This window comes from Fuerstiella marisgermanici (genome assembly GCF_001983935.1).
GTDB classification, from domain to species: domain Bacteria; phylum Planctomycetota; class Planctomycetia; order Planctomycetales; family Planctomycetaceae; genus Fuerstiella; species Fuerstiella marisgermanici.
Genome location: NZ_CP017641.1, coordinates 6,028,359 through 6,055,139, shown reverse-complemented (window position 1 = coordinate 6,055,139; position 26,781 = coordinate 6,028,359). Strand labels below are relative to the sequence as shown.

18 protein-coding genes are annotated in these 26,781 nt (G+C 56.0%); 16 read left to right on the top strand and 2 right to left on the bottom strand.

Annotated elements, in window-relative coordinates; all coding sequences use genetic code 11:
- Window positions 1-19: 19 nt before the first annotated feature.
- Window positions 20-442, bottom strand: coding sequence for a carboxypeptidase regulatory-like domain-containing protein (locus tag Fuma_RS22710; RefSeq protein ID WP_077026134.1), 423 nt, complete (start codon window positions 440-442; stop codon window positions 20-22).
- A gap of 10 nt (window positions 443-452) precedes the next feature.
- On the bottom strand, window positions 453-1,469 hold the full coding sequence (locus tag Fuma_RS22705) for a DUF1559 domain-containing protein (RefSeq protein ID WP_077026133.1): 1,017 nt from the start codon (window positions 1,467-1,469) through the stop codon (window positions 453-455).
- 313 nt (window positions 1,470-1,782) lie between these two features.
- Here Fuma_RS22705 and Fuma_RS22700 point away from each other — a divergent pair, with 313 nt between their 5' ends.
- The 16 genes from Fuma_RS22700 (at window position 1,783) to Fuma_RS22615 (ending at window position 26,618) form a co-directional block, all read left to right on the top strand.
- The gene (locus tag Fuma_RS22700; RefSeq protein WP_077026132.1) at window positions 1,783-2,205 is read left to right on the top strand and encodes a hypothetical protein; all 423 of its coding nucleotides are present in this window, start codon (window positions 1,783-1,785) and stop codon (window positions 2,203-2,205) included.
- A gap of 302 nt (window positions 2,206-2,507) precedes the next feature.
- Window positions 2,508-3,764 (top strand): DUF58 domain-containing protein, encoded by a 1,257-nt coding sequence (locus Fuma_RS22695; protein ID WP_145944316.1) that lies wholly within the window; start codon window positions 2,508-2,510, stop codon window positions 3,762-3,764.
- Entirely contained in the window at window positions 3,764-6,202 is a 2,439-nt protein-coding gene (locus Fuma_RS22690) for a transglutaminase-like domain-containing protein (RefSeq protein ID WP_145944315.1), read from the top strand. Before Fuma_RS22695 ends, Fuma_RS22690 begins: the two co-directional genes overlap by 1 nt.
- 1,174 nt (window positions 6,203-7,376) lie before the next feature.
- Entirely contained in the window at window positions 7,377-8,150 is a 774-nt protein-coding gene (locus Fuma_RS22680) for a type II secretion system protein (RefSeq protein WP_077026128.1), read from the top strand.
- Window positions 8,151-8,410: 260 nt separating this feature from the next.
- Window positions 8,411-10,606: a Calx-beta domain-containing protein gene (locus Fuma_RS22675; protein ID WP_158521102.1), complete on the top strand. Its 2,196-nt coding sequence runs from the start codon at window positions 8,411-8,413 to the stop codon at window positions 10,604-10,606.
- 18 nt (window positions 10,607-10,624) lie between these two features.
- Window positions 10,625-14,320 carry a choice-of-anchor M domain-containing protein gene (locus Fuma_RS22670; protein WP_077026126.1) on the top strand — a complete coding sequence of 1,232 codons (3,696 nt, stop codon included), beginning with the start codon at window positions 10,625-10,627 and terminating at the stop codon, window positions 14,318-14,320.
- 53 nt (window positions 14,321-14,373) lie between these two features.
- Window positions 14,374-15,060: a hypothetical protein gene (locus tag Fuma_RS22665; protein ID WP_077026125.1), complete on the top strand. Its 687-nt coding sequence runs from the start codon at window positions 14,374-14,376 to the stop codon at window positions 15,058-15,060.
- Between the two features lie 474 nt (window positions 15,061-15,534).
- Window positions 15,535-16,731 (top strand): exosortase/archaeosortase family protein, encoded by a 1,197-nt coding sequence (locus Fuma_RS22660; protein ID WP_158521101.1) that lies wholly within the window; start codon window positions 15,535-15,537, stop codon window positions 16,729-16,731.
- Window positions 16,728-18,248 carry a tetratricopeptide repeat protein gene (locus Fuma_RS34935; RefSeq protein ID WP_077026123.1) on the top strand — a complete coding sequence of 507 codons (1,521 nt, stop codon included), beginning with the start codon at window positions 16,728-16,730 and terminating at the stop codon, window positions 18,246-18,248. The genes Fuma_RS22660 and Fuma_RS34935 overlap by 4 nt, the downstream gene beginning before the upstream one ends.
- Before the next feature lie 415 nt (window positions 18,249-18,663).
- Window positions 18,664-19,182: a hypothetical protein gene (locus tag Fuma_RS22645; protein ID WP_077026121.1), complete on the top strand. Its 519-nt coding sequence runs from the start codon at window positions 18,664-18,666 to the stop codon at window positions 19,180-19,182.
- A 499-nt stretch (window positions 19,183-19,681) separates the two neighbouring features.
- A complete protein-coding gene (gene zigA / locus Fuma_RS22640) occupies window positions 19,682-20,926 on the top strand; it encodes a zinc metallochaperone GTPase ZigA (RefSeq protein WP_077028491.1) in 1,245 nt (414 codons plus the stop codon).
- Window positions 20,926-21,531, top strand: a complete 606-nt coding sequence (locus Fuma_RS22635) for a thioredoxin domain-containing protein (RefSeq protein ID WP_077026120.1) — start codon at window positions 20,926-20,928, stop codon at window positions 21,529-21,531. Before zigA ends, Fuma_RS22635 begins: the two co-directional genes overlap by 1 nt.
- Complete coding sequence (locus Fuma_RS36540) at window positions 21,528-23,159, top strand: A24 family peptidase (RefSeq protein WP_077026119.1); 1,632 nt, start codon at window positions 21,528-21,530, stop codon at window positions 23,157-23,159. Before Fuma_RS22635 ends, Fuma_RS36540 begins: the two co-directional genes overlap by 4 nt.
- A gap of 220 nt (window positions 23,160-23,379) precedes the next feature.
- A complete protein-coding gene (locus tag Fuma_RS22625) occupies window positions 23,380-24,354 on the top strand; it encodes an AAA family ATPase (protein WP_099091823.1) in 975 nt (324 codons plus the stop codon).
- On the top strand, window positions 24,351-24,893 hold the full coding sequence (locus Fuma_RS35720; protein WP_077026118.1) for a hypothetical protein: 543 nt from the start codon (window positions 24,351-24,353) through the stop codon (window positions 24,891-24,893). Before Fuma_RS22625 ends, Fuma_RS35720 begins: the two co-directional genes overlap by 4 nt.
- Before the next feature lie 165 nt (window positions 24,894-25,058).
- Entirely contained in the window at window positions 25,059-26,618 is a 1,560-nt protein-coding gene (locus tag Fuma_RS22615) for a permease (protein ID WP_077026117.1), read from the top strand.
- Window positions 26,619-26,781: the final 163 nt, after the last annotated feature.

The following is a 26,781-nucleotide window of genomic DNA, read 5'->3' as shown; positions in this document are numbered from 1 at the left end:
CGTCGCAACTTTTGTCGAGTCAGCGCCCGTGGGGCATTTGAGCGTCAATCGTGATTGTGATGACGTTTTCTTGATCGTGCTCCACTGCAACTGTGAGGCCTGATGTTTCGTAGGCAGCGTGTTTGGTAGGCACCTTGTCTCCGTGATCGACTGTGTGTTCAAACGAGCCGTCGTCGATAACCATTTGCACGACGATTGCATCGTGTGCACCGGGGGTCGCTCCGTCGTTGGGTGTGTAGGTGCCTAATACGAAGCCGCCGTCGTGATCAATTTTTCCTGTTGCTGCCGTGTTGTGTTCAACCGACATCAGTTCCACGGTGCCGTGGCGAACGGGGTTGCCATTTGCGAAGACGACGCGCCCGCTGACAGGGTAAGTTGGTACTCGGTCAGATCCGCAGCCAACGGCCAGGGCGGTTAAAATCAGATATAGAGTTTGCCGCATTCGCTTGCCCTTAATACTCGCCCACAACCTCGCCGTCACTGCGGTTCGTCAGGTGGCCGAGGACGCGAGTGCTGAGCGAAGTTGAGACAGCCCGTAGGCTTCCGTCAGTCAAAGCGAAATGCACAATGCCGCTGTGGGAACTTCCGAAGGAGTACACGCCTGCTCGTTGGTCATTCCGATCGTGGGCGATGGGAACGCCTGGTCCACCGATGCGCGAAAAGTTAGTGAGATGCCGACCGTAGTAAGCAGGACCGTTGAATGGTGTTGTCAGATCTTCGTCGAAAGGGACGTGCGGTTCTCCGATCAGGATCGTGTTGCTCGTTCCGTCGCTCACGTCAGACATCGCGACCTTGTCGAGCCAGTCGCGCCGGATTGCTGTTTCATCGCCGACGGGACGACTGGAAATAATCACACCGGTGCCGTTGCCACCCCAGTAAAAATCTGTCGACAGTCCCAAAGCGCCTGGTGAGAGATCGCCGTGGTTGGCCACGTAGTCCACAATAGCACCGCCGGGAGAGAACTGTACTCCGGCAGGGCAACCACACGCTGTTGTGATTCGGATGGTCTTGTCTGGTGCAACTGCCGCATCAGGACTGTGGCGTTCCGGGCAGAGGAAAACAGAAAGCGTTTGATTACGCACGGACGCCGGATGAGTTCCGTAAACGGCGTACTCATCCCAGCTATTGTGCAGCGCTGATTGCTCCAAAAAAGGCAGAAGCCGAACCAGCCACGATGGTTCATCCATGGCAATGCGTGTTGCCGTGTCGTTCTGTGTTCTTGGAGTGTCCAGAATCAACCGAGCCGGCGGAAACGCCTGATACGTATCGTGAAACGAATGAGCGGCCAGAGCTAGCTGCTTCAAATTATTGGAGCACTGCATCCGCCGCGCCGCTGACCTTGCCTGCTGTACGGCTGGCATCAGCAGGCTGATGAGGATCCCGATAATTGCAATGACGACCAGCAATTCGATAAGCGTAAATCCACTTCGCGTGACACTGGAGGAGGGGCGTTGCGGGTAAGCTTGCATCGGGAACTCTTCCCTGGCATAAAATGATACGAGGTGGATATAGAGAGCGGCGACATCCTTCAGTGAAGAGAGTAACTGCCCCTGGGAGAGTCTAGCTCGGCGGAGGAAGGATATGCCAACAAAATTTCGATCATCCCGGGATACTGAAAAAACGATTTTCACTCGGAGGCTGTCAACGTTTGATGGTTCATTCGCGTAGTAACTTGTGAAATCGTCGTGGGCGAAGGTAAATCTTTCGTGAAATTGCGCAATGCCTATTGCCTGAACAGCGGTGCCGCAGTTCTAATGTTCGCTTCGCCGTCGGAAGTTCTTCATGCGTTTTTCAGTCAATCAACAGGCCGGTCGCTGGTTAGCGATCACGGCCCTGTTGGTGATGTTGTCCGGGAAGCTGGTGCATCTCGGGCAGGAATGCGACGGTTGCTGTGCCGGTCTGGCTTGTGCTGCGACAAGTCACAAGGCCGAACTTAATGCGCCCTGCCCGTTTGGTTGCACGCATCACGACGATTGCCGCGATGCAAAGTCCGGCAGCGACGGACAGGATTCACCGCGCAAGGAGCATGATGAACATCAATGTTCTGTGTGCAGTATCCTTGCTTACGTGACGTCCGGCCCGGCGGTTTTGGGTCTGCCGGACGAGTGTCCGCTTGTCGTTGGTCTGGTGGAGTTCACGAGCGCAACGGCGATTCCAGGAGCCACTTTCAAGGCTCGACCTCGTGGACCACCCGCGGGCGTCTGATTCGTCAAATCAGCCTCTTGCCGTTCTGGTGGATCGCTTGGTGCCAGACTGCATTGCGCAGAGTGCATCTGTTGTGAGTGCGGGTTCTTCTCTGATTGATCCGTTTTCACTCCGTGCTGCGGTGTCGTATCGGTCGGCTTCGGCGACAGCGTTTCACGCTGGCTTGTGGCTGCGGAAATCGGTTTTGGTCCTGCGAGGGCCGGTTCCCACGAGCCAAAGCCGTCCACAACAAAACGTAAATTGCGCTAACTTGTCCCGCTGCCGTTCGCGCGATCCCGTGTTGATCTTTGAGAAGGGCGCTCGTGTCCGCATTTTGTTTCCAATCAACCGTTCATCGGATGGCTGCTGCGCTGTCGAGGGATTTTTGTCCGTCGGCGAATCGCTGGGTCTACTGGCTCAAAAATCCGTTCTGGATTCTTGTGCTGGCAACCGGCGGCTCTGCGCTGTGCGGTGCTTTGTTGAATCCGATGATCTTTGCGCTCACGGCAATGCTGGTAGCCGTGACATTGGTCGGCGTGGGGTTGCCGTGGCTGGCGATTCGTGGGATCTCGTGCGATGTCATGTTCGATGTGAAACGCGTTCGTTTTGGTGAACCCGCACTCGTGCGTTTGCGAATTCGTAACCGTTCGTGGCTGCCCGTCCTGGGGCTTTCGTGCATCGACGGCTTCACACGTGTTAGCAAAGCAACGGCCGCTACCGACAGTGATGACGGTCTTGCGTTTGGCCGAATTCGTGGCCGTGCAACGGTGGAATATACATGGCCCTTTGTTGCCACCGTTCGTGGACAATACCCGGTGAATGATTCCGTCATGGTCGAAACTTCATTCCCGTTTGGCCTGTATCGAGCTCAAAAGTCGGCGGCCGTTGTTGGGCGTTTGATTGTCTGGCCCGAAACCGTGCAACTGGACGGACTGCCGGATTCGGTGGAATGTGAATCGGTCGACGATCATTTTTCAGATCGTCGAGCAGGAGAGTTCGGCGACATGTTGGGAACGCGTTTGTTTCGCCAGGGCGACAGTCTCAGGCGAGTCCACTGGGCTCAGACAGCTCGGCAGCAAAGCCTGATTGTGACAGAACGACAGGCTCCGGTGACGACGGTGGCTCGCGTTGTGCTGGATCTTTCTTCTGCCAGTCATCCGCTGGACAGGCGATATCAATCTCTCGAACAGTGCGTCCGCGTGGCGGCATCGGTCTGTTACTCGTTGCATCAACAACACTGTCGCGTTGAACTGAAAATCGGAGACCAACTGATAGTCGGCGGCCAGCAGTCGGGGGCACTCGATCGCATCATGGATGCACTGGCCACGGCCAACATACCAGAGGCTTCCAGTGCTACAGGCACTCCAGACGGGCCCGATGGTTTATCGGCATCGGTTCGGGAAGCCGGCGGGTTTTGTGTCACGATCACTACGCCCCCCGGAATACATGCGATGAAAGGGCCACATATTGTGATCACTTCCGACGATGGTGCTGAGCCCGCCGTTCCAACGGCATGGCTGACACTTTCGACTGCGGCGGAATTGAGTGAACTGAAGCGTTTGTGGAAGGAACGAGTCTGATGCTGGCACTCAAATCACGCCTGCTTTCCACATCTTCAAACGATCAATCGACGCTGAACCGGAAGTCGGTGAAGCCATCTGACGATGACGGTTCGAATCCGCGATTGTCCACGCTGAGACTGCAGTCGGCCTGTATCGTGGCGGCCTTAACGGCCGCCATCATCTTTACGTTGACTGAGCATGACGACCACCAGCACACGTTTTGGTGTGCGTTCGAAATTGCAATGCAGATTCTGCTGGTGATCGTGGGCACGGCCTTCTTTCGAACTCGCCTGCGGCTGCTGCACGATTCGTCCGTGATCATGCCTCTGCTGGCGATGGTGGTGATGCTTAGCCTGCTGTGCGAACCGATCCAGCGGCTGATTCTCGGGCACGGCCACGCGTTCGAAATTCTGGTGATGCACAGCCAAAGCAACCTGATGCTGGCTTTGACCGTCTGTGGTTTTCGAGTTCGCTTCCAGCGTCTGGCGATGATGATCGCCGTATTTCTCACGATCTTCAGTTGCACGATTTCCAATGCGAACGGTCTGATTCCGTTGACGCTGTTCTTCAGCCTCACGTGTGTAACATGGCTGGTGCTGTCATGGTGGGAAACCGTTGACTGTCGCCTTGTCGATCACAAACCTCGACGGCGACCCGTGCTGTGGATGACCGGCTGCGCCGGGATATTGCTGATGCTGTTGCTGCCGTCGCTGGGGTTTGGCAATAACACACTGACAACGGCGCTGAAGGGCTTTATGCCGAGTTCCGGCGGAAGCGGTTCCTTCGATCCGTTTTCTCGCGGTGGCGTGAATGATGGCGACGCACTGGTTGCCGGCAACGAGAACATCAAGAGCTTCGCGCCGCTGGATGACGCTCCGTTTCTGGACAGCGATAAACCCAGTCTGTACGACGTTTTCAACGATCAGTTCGACGAGCCTCCGAAGAGGATCAAAGATCAACAGCGAGCCGTGGCATTGCCGGCGGATCTAATGAAGCACGTGCATCAGAAGATGGCCGAAGCCAAGCAGGCGGGCCGCGAGTTTTCGCTGATTCGCGATGAACGCACGGCCGATCGGCGAAAGATTCGCGATCTCGATTCGCCCGCCGCGTTCTATGTGGCCGGTCGAGTTCCCGCGCGGTTTCGGATGGAAGTTTACGAACACTTCGATGGCGTCACGTGGTACCCGCTGGACGGTGAACGTCCGGAATTGTCCGAGCTGTCTGCCCGCAAGAAGATGCGACAGGTGGAGGGGCGCCATTGGCTGGAAATTCCGTCCAGTTGCCGCGCTTTTGAAATTGATGAAGGCTCAGTCACCCACAGCGTGAAAATTGCCAACCTCGACGGCAACGCGATTCCATCTCCGCCGCAACTTGTGGGAGTCAGCATTGCGCAGGTCGATCGCGAAGATATGTACACTGTTTCGCGCCACGGGATTGCCGGATTGCAACGCAAGTCGATCCCGGAAATGACGCCCATCAATGTAATCTCGGAATACGTGAGCCGGAGCCTCCTGGCGAACTGTTCGATCGTGGGGCTTGCCTCGCCCACCTCAAATATCACGCGCGCTCTGCCAATCACCAATAACCGCGCCGCTGTGCGTAAGCTGGCTGAACAATGGACGGTGGGCCTGCCTCGGGGTTGGCAGCAAATCGCGGCGATTGAATCGCGTCTGCGCGAACACTGCGTATTGGATCGCGAAGTCAAAGCGTCTTCCAGCAGTGAATCGCCCGTTGCTGATTTTCTGCTGAACACACGGCGAGGCCCGGAGTATCTGTTTGCTGCGTCGGCCGCGTGTTTACTGAGATCGCTGGACTACCCTGCTCGAATGGTGAGCGGCTTTTATGCGGATCCCAAAAATTACGATACCCGAAAACAACACACCGCCGTGTTCGCTCACAACGCTCACTTTTGGTGCGAAGTCGGAATCGGCATGAACACCTGGATCACCATCGAAGCATCGCCGGGTTACGAAATCGCTCAACCGCCACCCGGCTTTCTCGACCGAATCTGGAATGCCCTCGCCGCTGTTGGTTTATTGGCCGCCGATAACGCCCTGCCCTTGCTGCTTACCCTTGTTGTGTTGACGCTGCTAATCGTGAATCGACGTTTCGTAGTCGACGGCGTTCTGACGGTGCGATGGAGGATGGCTGGATCACATGCGCCTGATAAGCGAGCGCTTCAGTTGGCAACGCTTATTGAACGCCGGCTGAAGCTGGCGCGGCTTTCGAGGGATTCCGGCACCACACTGAAACGCTGGACTCGGCGAAAAAAGTTTTTACCCGTTCGTCGAGAACTTGCGCGAGTCGCTGACATCGCGGATCACGCAATGTTTGGCGACGGCACGTTGAACTTGTCTGACCACAAGGCACTGGATTGCCTGGCGGCATTTCTGAGTTACCGAAGGTTGCGAACGCTGCACCAGCAACAGACTCAAGATTTGAGTCATACCAGTTAGCGACAACTTTGGGGGCGTTTGTTCGCGAGTTGCACGACGCCGGTCAGGAGAGAACGGGGGCTTCGATTCGTCGGCGCTTTCCTTTGGCTCTTAATTTCCCGGGCATAGCAAGCTTCGCATAGTTGAACCGCACTCTCGAAAACCAAGCGGTGTTTAGCGACCACACCCCAACTTAGGAATTCTCGACGAATTCCAACCAACAGATTGACTCCGGGTATCGTAGTACGGCTACTCTCCATAGCTCAGGACTGGTCGTCTCGCTAATACTGCTTGTAGACGCCACTATGCGCCCCGCGCAAAGACTTCTTACCTGGTCCGCTCTCATCATATACCTCAGCATTTCGCTGTTTGGGGAAATGGTGCATCGGGTTCAGTGCGCGTCCTGTGCTGTTGATGCTGGCTCGGTTTCGGCTTGTACTTCCGGTTGCTGTCATGGGCATAGCCATTCGCTGACTCCCGTCACGGCATCTGCGGCGACGGGCGATCATCAAGCGCCTGCGGGCGATGCCCCGACTCCGGAGCACGATCCTGATTCCTGTTCGATCTGCCAGATTCTGGCTGTTGCAAGCGATCGGCTTACATTGCCAGTCAGCCTTGCTGGCGGTGGCTGTCGGCCTGAGGTGTGGGTTCCGCTTCAGGAATCCGCCGTTGCTGGCTACGTCCGCGATGCTCAATCCCGTGGTCCGCCTCTCGCTTAGAGTGCGACATCCCCTTTTTGCAGTGTGCGAAACGGAAAGTTCCGGCAAGTCACGCCACTTCGGATCACGAATGCGGTGGCTCGTCCCTGCTTTCGCTTTGCGAACCGCCGCCATCTGATGCGGCCGGTTGGCGACGTTGGTCGCTGCACCAAATGAAGCTCCGGCAAATCGGGGCACTGCATGCTTGGCTTGGTTACATCACCGAGTTCTGTCAGGGAAAGCTGCTGCGCGGGTGTGTGGATGATGGTCCGACCAGTCCTGTTCCTGCGCTCGTGTAGCGGCCCTGTAAGGGGCTCTGTGGTGATTGCGCGACGACTTCGTTCGTGGCGACTTCGAGTGTTGGTTGGCGGGCAGAAGCGGAGCCGTGATCTGGACTTTTGGCGCGGCCAGTCGATGTTCGGAAAGGCGTCCGTGTGCTCTTAGTTCAAAAACCTGAATCTGCCAGTTGGTCACAGAACGATAGAGGACTCCTCTTTATGAAACGTTCAGGCGGCTCAAAGCCGTCGTTGAGATGCGGTTTTACGATCATCGAATTGCTGATCGTGATTGCCATCACCGGTGTGTTGGTATCACTCATATTGCCTGCTGTTCAAAAAGCGCGCGAAGCCGCTCGGCGTACGCAGTGCGCTAACAACCTGAGGCAAATTGGGCTGGCCATTCATCAGTTCTGCGAAGTCCACAATGGCAAGTTTCCGATTTCGACTCACGGCACTTATGACTTCGAAAACACCTGGATTTACACGCTCGGTCCGTACATGGAAGACGTGGATGCGATTCGCATCTGTCCGGAAGACCCCAGAGGGCAGGAACGCATGCAAAACAAAGGAACGAGCTATGTAATGAACGAATACCTGTGTGTGCCCGGAGACGAAGCGGCGCTGAAGCTGGATCATCTGCAGGCGACGTCCCGGACCATCATTGTCTTTACGGCGTCTAATGCGAAGGGAACGGCAATCACGGAGGACCACACGCATTCCCGGAGCTGGTTCAGACCACCGCAGAGTGCCACGTGGCAGCGGATTCTGGCGGATTCTGGCGGATATCCAGCCGGACCGTTTCAGCGGAGCTCCGATCGGCACACCTCCCGAGCGACGAACAATGGGCTATGCGAACTATCTGTTCTGCGATGGTCATGTGCAGCTGATTCCTGCCGCCACGATCAAACAGTGGGTCGATCAGGAACAGAACTTTGCCCGGCCCGACGGATGTCCCAATTTGTTTTAACGAACTTCCCTGAATCAACTTCCTGAGTCCAGTCGCGGCGACTGGATGTCTTCACTACGAAAATGCTTCACAAACACGAACTCTCTGAAACCTGAAACCCTAACCCCGAAACCCTCAAGTCACGGTCAAGCGATCTGGTCGGCGCTTTGTCTGTCTTAAATCTCCCTCCCTCACTGACAAAACCAGATTGGATTTCCCCAACATGTTGAACACGTTCAAGAGATTTTTGCGTGACGGATTTTCCGACTCACACACAGCTCGCCGATCACGCGGCCGGAAACGAAAATTGCAGGTTCGGAATCAGACGGCCATTGAGGCTCTGGAAGCCAAAACGCTGCTGACCGCGACACTGCAAAACTATTTGACGACCGAGCACGTGGATCTCAATCTGCAGCATGATGGCTCGGAATGGGCAATTGGCCCTCGCAACTCGGACCAGTTTCCCGCCATCCAATATGCCAACGATGAAGCCGTGATGTATGTCGGCGCGCCAGCCGAAATTACTCGGCCGGGCAGTAGCGACTTTGACTTCATGGGCGTCGAATCCGGGGAGAGCTTATTCTATCTCCCTCAAAGCCAGGACACAGAGCTGATTTTCGCTGGCTTCGCCGCCTACGGTCTTGGCTGTTCTGTCGATTCTTACAACCCGGTCGATGAATCGAAGGGGCGAGTCAACGGCAGTACGCGCTGGGCGAAGACAACGTTAACCGATGTTCGCCACACCAACCCCGACGGGACAACGGGAGACGGCAAGTTCTCATTGTGGCAAGCGGGAACATTTGGTCTGATCACCGTGCTGATGGCGTCCTATGATGACGGACAGGACAACGCCAATTCGGACGGGCTGGATGTCACGGATGGGATTTCGGGCGACGACGCCATGTGGATTCCAGCGGGCGGACACAATCACTTCAACTTCGACTTCACAGAACCGGGGCGTTACGAAGTGGATGTGAAGCTGTCGGCCTACTTCGGCGATGATGGCAACAACTCAACGGCAAACGCAGCGGGCTACAGCGAAAGCGACGATATCACCCTTTACTTTTCGGTGATCAGTGTCGGGGAGCTGCAGTTTGAGCAGTCCAGTTACTCAGTGAACGAAGATGCCGGAACCGCGTCGATCGATGTGGTCCGCACCGGCGGCAGTGATGGCCGAATTACCGTGGACTATGCCACCAGCGATGGGACAGCAACAGAACCTGGCGACTACACGGCAGCCAGCGGGACACTGGAATTCCTTGACGGCGAAATTCGGAAAACGATCACCGTTCCGATTATCGATGACGCGGACGAGGAAGGTGATGAATCGTTTACTATCGAGCTAAGCAATGCTGGTCCGGAGAATATCGATGACTACCTGACCGACATTGAAGGCGACACCAACGGATTGCTCGGAACGATCACCTCAACAACTGTCACCATTGCTGGTAATGATCAGCCGGTTAACACGCCGCCCACCATCTCAGACGTGGTGGACCAGGTGGTCGAAGAAGGCGACTCTACGGCGGCCCTGGCATTTGTCGTTGGAGACGCAGAAACAGCAGCGGCTGCGTTGGCGGTTACGGCAACCTCGTCCAATCCGACACTTATTCCCAATGCCAACATTACGCTCGGGGGCAGCGGAGCAAACCGAACGGTCACCGTTGCTCCCGCAGCTAATCAAACCGGAACAACAACAATTACGCTTACGGTGACTGAAGCAGGCGGACTGAAGGCGACGGACACGTTCGTCCTGACCGTCAATGCCGCCAACGGGAATCCTACGATTTCTGCAATCGGCGATGTGGTTGTGGGTGAGAACAGCAACTCGTCCGTCAGTTTCACCATTGGCGATGCCGAGACTGCAGCAGGTGACCTGGTTGTTGTTGCGACGTCTGCGAACATGGCAGTCGTTCCCGATGCAAATCTGGTACTCGGTGGAACGGGTACGAATCGTACCTTGACGATCACTCCGGCCGCGGACCAGAGCGGATCGACCACGATCACGGTTACGGTTACTGATGGCGGTGGACTGCAGGCCACCGAAACATTCGATGTGGCAGTGATCAGTGGGCTTGTGCCGTTCTCCATGCCGATTGCGTCCGGTCAAGGTCAGTCGCAACAGCTGAAGTCCGTAGACTTCACCGGGGATGGCATTGCTGATGTGATTGCAGCGGCCGGATTCGCTGGTTCACTCATCTTTCTGGAAGGCGTCGGGAACGGAAGTTTTGTCTCCGATGTCGCGTTGAACCACGGATCTGACATGTACTCGGGAGATCTGGCTGAAATTGACTTTGATGGCGACGGCGATCTGGACATCGTCGCCGGGGAATACGATGCCGACACATTGAACGGTTTGACGATGGACGGCCAACTGGCCCTTTATCGGAACGACGGATCAGGGCAATTCACTCGCGAAATACTACGTGGGGGACTGCCGCAGGTTGCAGACACCACTGTGGCAGACCTGAATGGCGACGATTTCGGAGACATCGTTTTTTAGAAGGACTCAACCAGCCTTGTGCTGCAGACCAGTAACTCAGCGGGAGAGCTGGGCGCGGAAGTCGTCCTCTCCTCACTTTCGTCGATTGCTTCCACGAAGTTGCACGACATTGACAACGATGGTGACCTGGACATCGTCGCATCGGACAGCGGCGCAGAAAGCATCCTGATTTTCATAAATGATGGTTCCGCGAATTTTGGGGCACCGGCGAGTGTGACGCCCGACGAAACCGGGACGACGCTGCACCAGGTTGTTGACCTCAATGGAGACGGCTATGCCGATCTCCTGGTCACCGATGCAGGTGCTCCGAATAAAGTGGGTTACTATCCACAGCAAGCGGGCGGAACCTTCGGTGCTCGAGTGAATGTGCCGATTTATGGGCAAGTGGTGAGCAGTCTGAGTGCGACTGATTTCAACGGCGACGGGGTTATCGAAATCGGGTTCGCCCACACGAACTATGACGATGTCGCATTCACGTTCTTCGATTTCAACGTGGGTTGGGCGCTTGGTCAGGGTGGAGGTGACTTTGGGCCGGCGATCGTGGTGCAGCGATACGATTCGATCATGTATTCGATGGCGACGCCAGACCTCGACGGTGATGGCGACCCGGACATCGTGGTCCCTCAAAGGTCGGGGCCAACAAGCGTGGCTGCCTTCATCAATCAAGACGGTGAAGATCCGATGCGGTTCATTGCTCCCGAGTCGCGCACATATACCGGTGGCGATCCCATTGAACTGCAAGTCTATTTTGGACTTCCAATTACCGTGACGGGTACCCCTCGCATCGCGTTGGATCTGGGAGGAGAAACCGTCTACGCGGAATACGCCAGCGGGTCGGGAACCGCCACGCATCAGTTCGTCTATCAGGTCGGCGAGACGGACCTCGATCTCGATGGTGTCCAACTCGCAGACAATGCCATTGATCTCAATGAAGGAACGCTTACTGACCCGCTGGGCACCAGCGCCCTGTTGGAATTCCCTGACACAGTGCTCGACGGGGTGGTCGTTAATGCGGTAGGGCCGCTGGTGCAGCATATCTCGCGAGGCGATTCCGCACCGACGGACGCAGCTTCCGTGCGTTTTACCGTTGAGTTCTCTGAGGCAGTCGAAGGCGTTGATGTCTCGGACTTCCAGGTCAAGATGTTCGACGGCGACCTTGCAGGTGCCGTTATCGAATCCGTAACGGGTTCGGGCGGCACGTACGAGGTGACTGTTTCGGCCGGGACAGGCAGCGGAGTCCTGGCCTTGAGCGTAAATGAAAACGCCAGCATCGCCGATCTGGAAGGCGCTCCGCTGGCGAGAGGCTACGTCGGTGGAGAGGTCTATACGCTTCGTCGCGGCGTTGAGGCACCGATCGACAAGTATTTCACCGATGGTCATGGTGACTATCGACCGGTCTTGAACGACGGCGAACTTTCGTACGTGCTTCACGGCGATTCGGGCGTAATCCCCGATGGCGAAGTGCCCAGCGGCGGAATCTATACCTACGTCGACTCAACAGGGATCGTGAATCGGGCGGAGGACGATAGCTACGACTTCCTGGGCGTCGATGCGAATGAGCCGCTGTATGTGATCCCCAGCACCCAGGTGCCTTCGTTGCCATTCCTTGGGTTCAGTGGTGAGGGCGTGCCGAGCGGAGCATTGGCAAGTTATGTGCCGGACCGTCCGAATGTGACTTCGAGCAGCGCCAGCCCATACATCAAACTCGAAATGGTCGATGTGCGGAGCACCAGTGGAGGTGAATTCTCCCTTTGGTCCAACCCTCCATCCTGGAACCCGAGTGCGGGAGTCACTGTCTACATGGCAACCAGCGATGGGGTTAGCGATGCTGATGCACTCTTCCTGCGTGTCGGTAGCCACGGACATTTCAACGTCGGCTTTAGCGAACCAGGGATCTACGAAGTCGATATTTACGCAAGTGGCTATCTCGACAATGATCACAACGGCGTCTACGACCCTGGCAAAGACAGTTACATCGAAAGCGGCATCCAGACCATGGTCTTTGCAGTCGACTCTCTTGGGGCTGTGGACGATTCGTTCACGGTCCTTGAAGGCGAAACGTTGACCGGGGATGTGTCGGCAAACGACGACTGGCACGAAGCGATGGGCGAATACACGGCGTCAGTCGAAACAGAACCCGCACACGGAACGCTGACGCTCAACGCGGATGGAACGTTCACCTACGAGCCGGTCGCTGCATTGACTGGTGTTGATAGCTTCGCCTATCGCCTGACCAATGAACGTGGCGGATTCACCACTGCGACCGTGACGCTGTTGACGCATCACTCGCCTACGGCCGTTGAGGATGCATTTGTGGTAGCTTCGGGCAGTTCGGTCTACGGCAATGTGTTGTTCAACGACTTTGATGTGGATGGCGACGCGCTTTTGGCTGCACTGGACGCCGGACCAACCAGCGGCAGCGTGGTTGTTTCTGCGGATGGTTCGTTCGTTTACACGCCATCGGCAGCCTTCGACGATTCGGATAGTTTCACGTATTCCATCGATGATGGAACGGGGCTGGCGTCCACTGCGACAGTCGTCATTAGCGCTGCTGAGGACGCAGAATTCGAGGTGGTGCTGACAGAAGGCCACGTTGACATCGGCGTGGTGATCGGAGAACACGATCACGACGAGGATGAAGACGATCATGACGACGACGATGATCACGATCACGAAGAAGAAGCAGAATGGGACCTTCACGTTCATGACCATGAAGGTGAGGTCGAATACCACGCCGACGAGGCATTGCTTTACGTTGGCATGGACGCGATCACGGACCGACCTGCGGGAACGGCCTACGATTTCATCGGAACGGATGCCGGTGAATCGGTCTTCGTTCTGCCAGCCACTGAGAACTCCGACTTGCTGTTCCTGGGACTTGGCACTGAAGAGATTGAGGTCGGGACGTTCCTGGACGGCACTCTGGAACTGCGTCTGAAATCGGTCAGTGGGCCGGGACAGTTTTCGATGTGGACATCCGGACTGGAAGGCCCGGAAGTCGCCATGGCCACGTCGGACGGCATCACCGAAGCGGACCTGATCACGCTTCTGGAAGCCGGGCACGCTCACGCCAACTTCGGTTTCACAGAAATGGGGCTGTACCAGATCACGTTGCAGGCCAGCGGAACTCTGGCCGATGGCGATGTCAGTGAAGACGTGACTTACTTCTTTAAGGTCGGCAACACGGCCGAAGGAATCGAAGTTCAGAACGGAATGACACAGCGTTCGTACATTGACGAACTGGATGTGCTGTTCGGCAGCGAAGACGGGCTGGACGACATTCTGACCAATCCAGACCGAGTTCAGATTACCAAATATGATCTTAACGGCGAAAACGGATCCCTGCTTTCCGACGCTGGCTATTCCCTGTCGGCCAACGGCAGCAGGCTGTCATTTAACTTCGGCGTGCAGGGATTGGGTGGCAATCGAAACTCCAACGCGGGCGACGGCTACTACGAAATCGGAATCGATGCGGATGGCGACGGTGAGTACGAAACTTATCAATCGTTCTACCGTCTGCTGGGTGACGTCAACGGTGACCGAAAAGTGGATGCTGCGGACCGCATGAGCGTGATGCAGTCGATGAGAAATCAGAATCCGGAAGCGGATGTCAACGGAGATGGACGAGTGAACTCGATCGATTTCGTTCTGGTTTCCAGAGCACTCGGCAGAGATCTCAGGGATGGACTGTTTGATGATGATGAGGACGAGTGATGTTCAATCCCAGGATCACTTTCACTAACTCCTTTTTGACAAGATTGAGAATAATGATGAACCGAAAACGATTTTTGCCCGCTGCTGTGACGCTTCTGGCCTGCGTATTCAGCAGAACGGCCAGCGCTGACCTTGTCCTTTCAGTGACACCGTCGGCTCCCTCCTACAACGTGGGTGATAGTGGCTTTGTCGATGTGATGATCTACAGCACGTCGGCCGATGAACTGGACTCCTATTTGATGGGCGTGAATATCACAGGTGGATCGGGAGCCGTGTTTACGGACCCGCAAAGTGAGTCGTTTCTCAGCGACAGCGACTATGTGTTCTTCGGACGCAGTTCCAGTTTGATCAACGCCCTTCCTGCAACCACGGTGGGGGCCGGCGGAAGTGAAGTCACGGTGGTCGATTTGACGGAAGATCCGCTGAATGCATTCACACCACTTCCCGTCACTTTGCCCGGCGCCGGATTGCCGGGACTTCTGACTCGCCTTACCTTTGATGCTGTGAGTCCTGGAACGTTTGGTGTTGAAGTTGATCCCAGTTCCAGTTTTGCAGATGTCGGCTTTGGCAACTTTTCGTACACGGCGACAGGTACCAGCTTTTCTGTTAATGCGGCTGCGGTTCCCGAACCGGCGAGCGTGATCCTGGGTGGCATCACGTGTTTGGCGGCCGGCGGTATGTGGTTTCGACGACGCAGAAACCGTTCAAGCGTTTCACGCGAAGGGCAAGGCCAAGCGTAGAACCCCTAACCAAACCTGTGTGAGCCGCGACGTTTGTGGTTCCGTTTCAGGCAAGAAGTGAGAAGGAGGCGACAAATGTCGTTGACGACGAACGACGCCGCCTGAGGCGGAACCACAAGCGGCCCGGAGGGTTGCGACGACAGCAGCCGATCTGCAGCGTCAGCGCTCCTCGACGACATCTGTCGCCTCGTCACTTTTCCTTGCATCTCGACCACTGTCGTCACAACGCGGCCACACAGCTTTTGTTAGGGGTTCTTAGAGCTTTGTTTGTCCTGAGAGTTGTGGTCGTGGCGATCTGCTGACGGGCGTGAGGGCAATTTACGTTTTGTGGTGGACGGTTCGGGCTCGTGGGAAACAACCCTCATCGTTCGAAACACTTGTTCCGCGGCCACAGGTCAGCGAGATTCGCTGTAACGCGAATGCCGTCACGCAGCGCCCTCAGAAACGTGATGTATCAGTGAAATGGTGAATTCGATGAAGGTCTCTGTTTTTAGGCCACTTCTACAACTGGAAGCAAAAGTTAATCGCCGCACGAAGCTCTACACCTTCGTCGCGTTGATTCTGTTCGTAGTTTGCTTTGGACCATGGCTGCAGGTGTATTTTGGTCACCTATGGCGGCGAGAACACTATCAGTTCTTTCCGATGATGCTGATCGCCGTTGCTGTGATAAGCCATGATTGCTGGAAGGTCGCGGCAGATCGCGGGTGTTCGTTTGAGATTCTGAAGTTCAGTGCACCGCTGTTTGGTTTGGCCACTGTGGTTTTTGGCGGCGCGCTGTGGCTCGGTTCTCCGTGGCTCGCGTACTTGGCGACACTCCTGATTCTGTGGACAATTGCACGCAACATTCCGTTTGGCAGCAGCACGATTGCTCCGTTGTTTGTGCTGTTGCCACTGCCCTTTTCCATGGATGGCGAGCTTGTTCACGGACTGCAGCGAGTGTCCTCGCGTGGGGCAAGTGCCTTGCTGGACATGGCGGCGATCCGTCACCTGATGTCCGGAAACATTCTGGAGGTTTCCGGCAAAAAGTTTTTTGTCGAAGAAGCATGCAGTGGTATCGGCTCAGTGTATCTGTTGCTCGCTTCCGCTGCCGTGTATGCGTCGTGGCGTCAGCTGCGGTTTGTGGTCGCCGTTCCGCTTTTGTTGTCAGCCATCTTCTGGGCCGTGGCGGGCAATACCTTCCGAATCTTCTGCGTCGCGTGGGCTCATGCCTATCTGCAGTTCGACCTCAGTTCCGGCATTCTGCATGACATCCTGGGGGCCGCCACCTATTTGATGTCTCTGCTTCTGTTGATGATGACTGAACAGGCGCTTCTGTTTGTCTTCGAACCCATTAATACTCCGACGATTCCAAACGCATCGGAAACCAAACGACAAAGACTTGCTGGGAATCTCGGAAGAATCTGGGACAGGCTGACAACCATGGATCCCGGCATACGCCTTCGTAAAAAGCAGCCGTCCGGCTTGCGAATGACGCGCGGACGATTCGTTGCCGTGCTGATCCTGTTTTTCGCGGTTGGCTGCGTTGGAAACGTCTGGCGGTTCTGGCCGTCGATGCTATCGACTTCACAAATCGTGCTCGACCGCGCAACCATTTCGTTCCGACCGGCTCGGATTACGGTGACTCAGGACGTGCAGAAAGTATTCGTCGCCCACGGGAGGAAGTCCAGATGAAGCTCAAACGGCTACTCCTTATTCCCGAAATGAAATGGCTCGGACGATTGTTGTTCAGCCTGCTTTTGTTTTTTCGAACATGGTGGCGAAGTCGCAGGTTCGGAAGACTTGCCATTGCCAGCCCGGCCATCGCACTCATATTTGCGTTTGTCTCAGCAGTGGCTGTTTCGCATCTCAGAAGTCGCGATCCCGCCCTGCTCGAACAGTATCTGATGCTTGCCCGCCAGGCTGTGGTGGATGGGAACGTACAGGATGTGCGACTGTTGTTTCAGAAAGCCAGCCAGCTTGCTCAAAGCAATCACGACATCACAACAGAGCTGGCTTCGTCGTTGTATGAGTTGGGAGAACAAGCTGAGGCCTACCAGTTGCTGGAATCGATTGCGCCAACGCATTCCTCGGGTCACTTACCGGCTCATCGTTTTCTGGCACAGCATCCGCCTGACCTTCCGCCCGAAAAGAAAGATTACTTTCAGGCTGTTCACCTCAGCCATCTTGTCCGCAATTCTGTTGAATCACGAGAAGAATGCGTTGAGCTGCTTCATCTTCTGGCCAAGTATCGAAAGTTAGGTGATGTCGAAGCCCTGGTTCACGAGGCGCTTGATCGTTATCCCGAAGATCGTTTGCTGCTCGCTCAGTTGAAGTCGCGACAGGGGGATCAGTCCGGTGCGCGATGGGAAACAGAAGCGGCTTGCCGAGCCTTCGAAACGCTTCTCGCGGAATCACCACATAATGTCGATCTGCGAATCCATTTGGCTCAGGCGTATGTCTTTCTCGGCCGATTTTCAGACGCAGTCTGCGTTTTATCTGAAGGAATGCCGACAGCAGAATCACCCCCTGCAGATTCACCAATCGCGTCTGGTCTAGCGCTGGACGGAAAAAGGGATCCCGCATCTCAAGTGGCGTATGCAGAGACGCTGGCTGGACGTCGTCGGAATATCGCACTGACCCTTAGCAATACTTACCTGGCCTGGATGACAACTCTGTCAACGGACGAACAGCAAACACAATTGCAGTGCCTGTACAGACTTCTTCATCTGAATGAGAACGCGGTCAGTGGAAACGACCGACCTGACCGGTTGGCAACCGCGATGAGGGCCGCTTTACTGAACCCTTCCACATCATGGGTTCTTGCTGCATTGGACGGCAATGCTCGAGTTGCCCGAGGAGAGTGGGATCGCGCCGAAGACGCCTATCGGGTCGCGCTGAAGGCCGCGCCGGACGATCCGACACTGGCCAATAATCTGGCATGGCTCCTTCTGCGAAAATGCCGATCGCTGCATGCGAGTACGCCGATCGATAAGAGGCAACAATTTCTGGTGGAAGCACTGGCACTAAGCGAACAGGCGACTGCGGACATGCCAAATATCGTGTCATTTCTGGAAACGCGTGGCCAAATTCATGCTGAACTCGGTAACCATTCCGAAGCGATCGGAGACCTGACGGCTTGTGTGAGCCGCGGCAAGGACAATCCCACAATCCAGCGAACAATCGAAGCCTGTGTCCGTGCGTTGCGGTAACCGACAGGTGCCACGATTTATGAAAGATGCAAATACCACCGCATCCGCACCTTAATGTTGCAGCGACTTTCGCTGACTTGTGGCCGCGGATCAAGCTTTTCGAACTCCGTTGGCTGTTTCCCACGAGCCCGCACCGTCCACAACAAAAGGGAAACTGCTCCAGGCATCGTGTTCAACGTGCAGCCGGATCGAATGACACGCCAGCTCACATGAAAATCTGTGCGGTCGGCTGCCAGCGGCACTATTTACCGCACTCCCACAACGGCACAGGACGTTGACCGCCTTCATCCCCGACGACATTGGAAAACTGCTAATTACTTTCAGATTGCGCTGTTGAAGCCAGGCCGTTTGCCGTATCCTTTGATAGCTAGTCTTTGGTCGGACCTTGCAGAAATCTAACTGCTTGACGGTTCGAATGTTCGCGCCTCGAACAACTTTTCTCAACAGCATCGTCTGGTTGCTTGCAGCGTCTCAACTGCTGCTGCAACCGGCGTCTGAACTGCTGCATTCCGGATGCGACGGGCATTCGCACGTCCGGGCCGAGGCGAGTGACTCACATTTACTGTGGGAATCGGTTGCGTCCATCTGGCACGGGTTGACTCATTCGCACTGTTGCCACCACGCCGATTCGGAACAGTTGCAGTCGATGGGCGGCAGCGAAGCACGTTCCTGCTCAAGCCGACACTCCTGTTGTGCTCACGACGCTTCGTCTGCGGCAGACAGCGGTCGTGATTCGGAAGATTCCCCTGCTCCTGAGCATGATCACGACCAATGTCCGATCTGCCAGGTGATCTTCGCGGCTCGAGTGAACGCTGTGGCGGTACAGCTGCCGGAGCAGACTGGCTCGATGCCCTATGCTCTTCCTGATGCGATTGCCGTGGCAGACATCGCTGCCCGCTTTACGCTGCCCTCGCGTGGGCCGCCGACTGTCTGAGTCGCTCCCGACTGCCGCTTTCTGACGACGCAAGTTTCGTCTACAGAGATGCTCGCGCAGTCGATGCTTTTCTGTTGCGACTGAGATCGCACGCATTACAGGCGACCGCTGCGCAATCGTGTTTTGAAAGCACGGTGTCGCGCATTGGTTTTGTCGGCACTTCCATGCTTCCGCCAGGGAACAGTCATGATCAATCGCGAATTGCTCAATCGATTGGGTGAGGCTGCGCTGTGTGCAGCCATCCTGCTGTCACTGTGTGCTCTGATTATTCTGGGGCCACAACCGACGGCACGCAAACTGTCGCCGGTCTCGTCTGCGACCTCAGGTTATGTAGTCCCACCACCTTTGCACCAGAAGCAGGCTACACGGCCTGGCGACTCCGCCACGGTCGCGTCCGCCTCTGCCGGTATGGCCCGGCCAACTCATGAGACAAGCTCGTGGCGGGCGGCGCCCATTCATTCTGGCTCCACTTTTCAAACAACAGCAAGCCTTCAGGCTCATGAATAAAAAACTGCCCGTCACCGTGCTGTCCGGATTCCTCGGCGCAGGCAAGACAACGTTGCTGAATCACGTCCTGACCAATCGCGATGGCCTGCGAGTCGCCGTGATTGTGAATGATATGTCGGAAGTCAACATTGATGCTTCTTTGGTACGCGGTGGCCAGGCACAACTCAGTCGCGCCGATGAAAAACTGGTGGAAATGTCCAACGGCTGCATCTGCTGTACTCTGCGAGAAGACCTGCTGGTGGAAGTCAGTCGGTTGGCTCGTGAAGGTCGCTTTGACTATCTGCTGATCGAATCGACCGGTATTTCCGAACCGCTTCCCGTGGCCGAAACGTTTACGTTCGTCGACGAAGATGGTTCCGCGTTGAGTGATTTCGCTACCCTCGACACGATGGTGACAGTCGTCGATGCCGCGAACTTCCTGAACGATCTGCAGTCTGTCGAAGAGCTGCGAGATCGGCGAATCGGTCTGGACGAGACAGATGATCGTGACATCTCGCTGCTGTTGGTCGAGCAAATTGAATTTGCCAATGTGATCATCCTGAACAAGACAGATCTGGTTAGTGACGACGACCGTCAAACGCTTCACGCGACGCTGAAAAAGCTAAATGCCGAAGCCGTGATTCTGGAAGCCGTTCGTGGTGCTGTGCGGTTGTCGTCCATTTTGAACACCGGATTGTTTCAGGCGGAATGGGCCGAGGAATCGGAACAGTGGCTGCAGGTGCCTCGGGGCGAAGAAGCCAAAGAAACCGAAGAGTACGGCATCAGCAGTTTCGTGTACCGCGCTCGCCGACCGTTTCATCCGGAACGATTCTATCGCTTCTGGACTGAATGCGGTGACACGTCCACCATCTTGCGATCGAAGGGCTACTTCTGGCTGGCCAGTCGGCACATGTTGGCGGGTTACTGGTCTCAGGCCGGGCAGGTGATCAGTGCCGATCCGGCGGGACAATGGTGGGCCGAAACGCCTCAGGATGACTGGCCATTGGAAGACCCGCAAACGGTTGCCGAGATTCGATCCGTATGGGACGAACAAGTCGGCGACCGGCGTCAGGAATTGGTGATCATCGGTCAGGATCTGGATCGCACAACGATCCAGCGAACATTGGATGAGTGTCTGCTGACGGGTGAGGAAATGGCCGCTGGCGAACTGGTTTGGAAGCAGTTCGAGGACCCATTCGAACCGTGGACAGTGATGAATGATCAGGAAGTTGCTGTTGATTTTGGTGAGGACACGTGATGTCGCGGTCCACCTTGTCCAGCGATCTGATACCAGACGCAATCGAGGCTGCGAGCCCACGCCCGTTTGTTGCTGCGGCTTCCGCCCCGGTACTTGCGGCGACCGGGCTATCGTGCCTGTTGCTGCTGCTGTCGGGTTGCGCGGACGAAGCCGCGACAGACGACTTATCGATGCCCGTCCTGCCGTCGGTGTCATCCGTGAGCGATCCGCCCGAAGCGGTCATTCGTGAAGTCGGTAAAGATGAATTGCGGGAACTTGTGGACACCAGCGAGCGACCTGTGCTGGTGGAATTCAGCGTGCTTTCTGGCTGTTACCGCTGCGATGACATGCGTTCTCCCATTCGGCAGAAGGCCGCGGAATTGCAGCAACAGGCCGATGTGGTGCGGATCGACTTCAACCTGAACCACACGCTCGCGCAGAACGTAGGAGCCACGGTCTGTCCCAGCTATGTCGTGTATTCAGAAGGCAAGGTTGCCAGCGTTCGCACGTGGCCCACGTCGGCTGATTTTGTCGCGGAAGATGTCCGAGCTGCGGTCGGAACGAAACTGGATGATGCTGCCTCGAAAGCTTCAGCACACCAGCAAACTGAAGGGAGTTTGCCATGAGCAGGTTGCTGCTGCAAACTCCTTCCGTAATACAAGCGGAGGACATTCCTCGTCGTGAAGCGGCTGCCGAAGTGCATGTTGAGTCGTCACTGATTGCGCAATACGTTCGCATCTTACTGTGCGTGCAAGCAGCCTTCTGCGGTGGGGTTCGCCTCATGGTGATTGGCAGCCAGCCTTCGGTGATCGTTGGAATTGTGGCTAGTGCCTGGTTGTGCTGGCGAGTTGTCTATGCTGTCAGGCGTCGCTGGTTCTTCCCGCTTATCACGGTCGCATGCACGCTGCTGGTTGGGGGCGCCTTTATGTCGCGCGGAACCAGTCGTGCCGTGATTGCTCATGGACCGTTTTCCGAAACTGTCTTGCTGACCATGTTGGGCTTGCTGCTCTGTCGGGATTTGGCCGACTTCGCTATTGGTCTGCGCCGCACATTGCAGGTGCCGCAGACTCGTGCCCGGATGTCTGCACTGTTGATGCGGGATGGGCTGCGAATTTTGCTCTGGGGTACGCTTGGAGCCGTGATGGTCTGGTCCCTGGCTGTTCCGCTGGTTCAGGAAGCCATTTACCAGCAATCGCTGGATGCAACCGATCCGCAGCGTGCGATGGATCGAATGACGCTGCCGCAGAATATTCTGTTTAACTTCAGTGAAGCTGTAACAGGTCTGTGGTTTCTGGTTGTGGGAAGCTGCGTGGGTAGCTTTCTGAACGTCGTGATCTATCGCGTACCCGCAGGCATTTCTGTGGTGGCCAGCGCATCGCACTGCCCGGTCTGTCGGACGGAGATTGCCTGGCGAGACAATCTGCCGTTGATTGGCTGGTTAAAGTTACAGGGTCGGTGCAGAAGCTGCCAAACGCCAATTTCATCACGCTATCCTTCGGTCGAGCTGACCGTTGGCTTGCTGTTTCTACTCCTCTATTTTGTGGAACTGATTTCCGGTGGTACGAATCTGCCCGGAAGGTCGCCAAATCATTATGCGGGGGTCCTCTGGATTCTGTTCTACACCAAGTGGGATTTGCTGGGGCTGTATCTGTTTCATTGTTTCGTCCTATGCGCCGTATTTGCATGGACGATGATGAGACGCGACGGACATGTTGTGCCGGTGAAAGCAGCGGTGATCACGATCGGACTGGCTGTCACAGCCACACTGATCTGGCCACATCTGCTGCCCTGGGCCAACGGCGAAGCGAATTTGTGGAGGCCGGGGAATAATGCGCTCCATCTATTTGTGGACATAGCTGGCCGGTTGCTAAGCGGCATGATCGTCGGCGGCCTGACAGGCTGGCTGGTCAGTCGTTTATGCGGGCTTCCGTTTCAGTTGGCGACATGGCTGCTGATCGGGATCGCATTCGGCTGGCAGGCCGCGGTTGGGATCGGCGTTCTCTGCGCGGCAGCCAGCGTGCTCTGGACACTCGCAGACATGTTGCCCACTGGAACTGGAACGATCGCATCGACCGGCGCAGGCAGGGAAACGACTGCGGGCGTTGCTCAAGGGACCAGCGTGCATTCCACTGCCAACGGGCTACTTGCCACAACCACTGCGATCGCACCGCGGCACTGGTTGCTGCCGGTCATTGTGCTGATTCACCATTGCCTGTGGCGGCAACTCACAGTGACCGTGGGAGGTGCCATGTGAATAGCTTATTCCGGCAGATCCACTTCATCACGTTGCTGGCGGCAACTCCGTTGGTCGTTGTCCCTTCAACACATCTGCCGCACGCCCCACACCGCGACTACTCTTGTGGGCCACAGGTTACTGCGCACGAACACAAGGCGGATTCGATTTGCCCGGCATTAACGCGGGCGGTGACTACTCAGCGATTTCTACTTCTATCAAACACTCTTCAATCAACAACATGATCACAACTCTGTCAACAATCTCTGACGCGAACCAATCCACGTCATCTCTCATCGCCGACATTCGCCAGCGATTGAACGCTGCTCTGCGCGGCAAGGAAGATGTCGTTGAGATGGTACTCGTCTGCCTTCTTTCTCGCGGTCATTTGCTGCTGGAAGATAAACCCGGGCTCGGAAAGACCACACTCGCGAAAGCTCTGGCTGCCGCGGTCGGAGGCGACTTCGCGCGGGCTCAATGTACGCCGGACCTGCTGCCCAGCGACATCACGGGGTTCAATATCTTCAATCAGAAGTCGCACGAATTCGAATTTCGTCGCGGGCCGGTCTTTGCTGACGTTTTGTTGGCCGATGAAATCAATCGCGCGACTCCGCGCACGCAAAGCGCGCTGTTGGAAGCGATGGCCGAACGTCAGGTGACTGTGGATGCTGAGCGTTACGAACTGAGTTCTGATTTCTTTGTGATCGCCACACAGAACCCGGTTGATCAGCACGGCACCTATCCTCTGCCGGAAGCGCAGCTCGACCGTTTTGCGATGAAGCTCAGCGTTGGGTATCCGGCGGCCTCCGACGAAATTCGCATGCTGCAGGAAGCCGTTGGTGTGCCTGCGGAAGGGGTGGAGGACGCATCTCCGGCATTGTCAACAGGGCAACTTCATCGCATGCAAAATGAAGTTGCTGCCATCGCTGTTGTGGAGCCTGTGCAGGACTATCTGGTTCGTATCGCAGACGAAACCCGACGTCATCCGAGCATCTCACTGGGACTCAGTCCCCGCGGACTGCTGACTCTGCAACGCGCGGCACAGGCTCGCGCCTTTCTGGCCAGCCGTAACTTTGTCACACCCGACGACGTGCTTGACGTTGTCTTTCCGGTGCTCGGCGTGAGGCTCGGTCTTGAAACCAACGAAGCGAATCGTGTCATTCAGGAAGTCCTGGATGCGGTCGCTGTTCCTGCTTACTCGGAGAACTCGAAATGAAATTATTCTTCACGCTGTTCGCAGGCTTGTTCCTGTTGGGTTCGCACAGTGGCTGCAGCGATTGGCAAGCGGATGCTCACACGGATGACCACCATCTGGAACACTTTGTTCCGCACCACAAGCCTGCCAATTTCGCGGAGGGCGTTGAGGCGATCGAACACCGATGCGACCACCTTGCGGCTCATGCCGGACATGGGCACGACGATGAAGCGGACGAGTTTCAGGAATTGCTGGACGTCGTGAATTGGATGCCGGAACTGGCTGCAGACAGCGACCTTGATGAAGCAAAGTGGAATCAAGCCGTGAGTGCGGCGAATGCGATTGCTGAGCAACTGGCGACTCGCAAGTCAGCCGATGGAAGCCTTGATCTCTCAGACCTGTCTCAGGCGATCGCCACCGAACTGAAGACTTTGCAAACGCTGATCCCGGAAGCGGGGAAACCGGAAACCGCCATTCATCACGACCACGATCATGGCCATGACGGCCACCACGGCCATGATCATGATCATGATCATGATCATGATCATGAGCAACATTAGCCGAACAGCGGCAGGTTCGACGAAAAGCCATCGTTCCTTTAGCCGGTGGCTGACGCCACCGGCAGTCCGTGTACCGCCCTCCGGGCTTACAACTATCCGCTGACTCGCAATCTCCTTTCTTCCTCCTCAACTGAGTTCAACAGAAGCTGCAGAAAAGAACGAGCTATGACGTCCACAATGATTTTCGGCTTTGCCGTTCGCTTTGCTCAGTCTCTCGCACAGGCGGCTCCGTTTATTTTGACGGGGTTCTTTGTGGCGGCCGTGTTTCGACGATTCATTGGCTACGAAAAGACTCGGCGGCTTTTTGGCGGTTCGGAGTTACAGTCGTTATTTAAAGCCTGGATCATCGGCATGCTGCTGCCCGTGTGTTCGTTGGGAGTGATTCCGGTCATCGTGGAACTGCGTCGCGCCGGGATTCGGGGCGGAACGATCCTGGCGTTTGCGATGTCCGCTCCGCTGTTCAATCCTTTGTCGCTGCTTTACGGACTGACGTTAAGCGAACCGATCGCGATCCTGTCCTTTGCCGGCTGTTCGCTGGTGATTGTGACATTGGTGGGAATGTTGTGGGACCGGCTTTTTCCAAACAGTGAACTCTCCGGCGTTCCTGACGAATCCGTTCACTATGGCATTCGTCGTATGGCGGCACTGGGAGTTTCTTCCGCCAAAGAAGCGACCGGACGTTCTCTTGGGTTAGTGCTGGTGGGGTTAACCGGAGTCGGACTGCTGGGAGCCTTCATTCCACACGCGTCGCTGCAGCATCACTTCAACCATGATCAGCCGCTGGCTCCGCTGAAAATGGCAGCGCTGGGAATTCCGGTTTACGCGACGCCGATGCTGGCAATGTCACAAATGGGCATGATGTTTCAGCACGCGAATTCCATCGGAGCCGCATTCGTACTGTTGGCTCTGGGAGCCGGGATGAACACCGGGCTGATCGCGTGGATGCTGCAGGAATACGGAATCAAACGCAGCGCGGTGTGGATGTCGATTTTGCTGCTGGTAGTCGTCGGCCTGGGTTATGCTGTGGATAAACCGCTATTTCCACAGGACGTTGATCCCGCAAATCACACGCATGCCTTCGACATCTACGGTCAGCCGTTCGCCGGTTCAGCATCGTTCGCTCAGCTTGCCACGCAATCGGCAAAAAAACTTAAACGCGACATCGTTCCCTACGAATGGTACAGCCTGGAATTGCTCGCGCTGTTGATCGTCGCGGGCGTTGTTGTTCGAATCGCGGATCGCCGTGGTCGTTTGGAAGCCTGGATTGCTCAGGTTCCCGAACCATCTGTTTCAGGACGGAAAGATATCATCGTTCCGCCGTCTGTGCTGGGCGGCCTGGCCCTGCTGGGATTGGTGATCTTCAGCGGTGTCGGATGCTTTGCCTACTACCCTCCCGCCGGCGAAGTGTTTGAAGAGATCGGCATTGCCAAAGGTGAAGCGTTAAGTGCCGGACTGACGGGCAACGTGACTCACGCCGAGTACTGGATTGACGTCTATCAGGAATGGACCAGAAAACTGGAAGTCGGCGTGTTCCTGCGGAATGGGCAAGTGACGGACTACCAACGCTGGAAAGCTCGACTTGTGCGCGAACATCTGGAAATGTTGAAGCACAGCGTCGAAGACGGTGAGCACGACGAAGCTCGCGCATGGGTGGCTAAGGTTGCGAGAAGTCACAATCGTATGAGATCGGCGTTTCTTGAGTCCGAACGAGATCCACAAGGATGATGATACTGTCGATAGGCGGGCTGCCTGCTGACTCGATCTGCAGACGAGTTTGTTGGCGATTTCTGATTCCCTGTTTGGGCAATGTGCCAATCAAAAAAATGCAGAGGCCAGAACATTCCTGAAATTCCTGAACTACGTTGAGTCCGTGCTCACATTACTTCAC